Here is a 764-nt window from a genome sequence, read left to right as displayed (position 1 = left end):
TGTTGCGACCGGCTAGTTGGTAGCGGTGTGGTGACTTTCGGGTAGCGGTTCAGTGGGTATCCGGTAGCGGGGTTGGCGGTGGCGGGTGATGCTTTCGGGTGGTTGCGCCACAGGGGTGTAGCCGGTTACCGGAAGGAGTCCGCTGATGACGGATTACCGGGCGGTGATGAAGCTGCTTGTGCAGCAGCGTTCGTACCGCCAGATTGAACAACAGCTCGGGTGCTCGCACCGCACGATTTCCCGGTCGAACCAGGTGCTTCGATCCCTTGGGATTCGCACCGTCGACCAGGTTTTGGCGCTGACGGATGATGAGCTCGACGAGTTATTCGTAGATGGGCGCAGCACCGGCCAGGGCGAGTTTGTCCCCATCGATTTCGATGCGGTGGTCAAAGCCCGCACGGGGCGTCACAAGCAGACACTGCAAGTGCTGTGGGCACGCTACACCACCACTCCAGCTTTACCGGGCCAGCTTCATTACAGCTACGACCGGTTTCGCCAGCTGGTGGCGTCGCATGTCGATGCGGCTGGTTTGACCGCACGCATCACCCACACTCCGGGGCACACGATGCAGGTGGATTGGGCAGGCACCAAGATGCGCCTGTTCGACCCTGACGGCGCACCGGGGGTGAAGGTCAGCGTGTTTGTCGCCTCAATGCCGTATTCAGGGATGATTTTTGCCCTCGCATGTCCGGATGAGCGCCAGCATTCCTGGCTTGATGCCCACCACCACGCGTTCGCCTACTTCGGGGGCGTGCCTGAGGTTG

The 764-nt window shown here is 61.4% G+C and carries 1 pseudogene; it reads left to right on the top strand.

Going from position 1 to position 764, the window contains the following annotated elements:
- Window positions 1-145: 145 nt before the first annotated feature.
- Window positions 146-764: pseudogene (locus HMPREF3151_RS04910) on the top strand (Trp family transcriptional regulator); the annotation flags it as partial.

It is taken from the genome of Corynebacterium sp. HMSC05H05 (assembly GCF_001807265.1).
Classification (GTDB): domain Bacteria; phylum Actinomycetota; class Actinomycetes; order Mycobacteriales; family Mycobacteriaceae; genus Corynebacterium.
The sequence above is the reverse complement of the archived record's forward strand: the minus strand, read 5'-3'. Positions and strand labels throughout refer to the sequence as shown.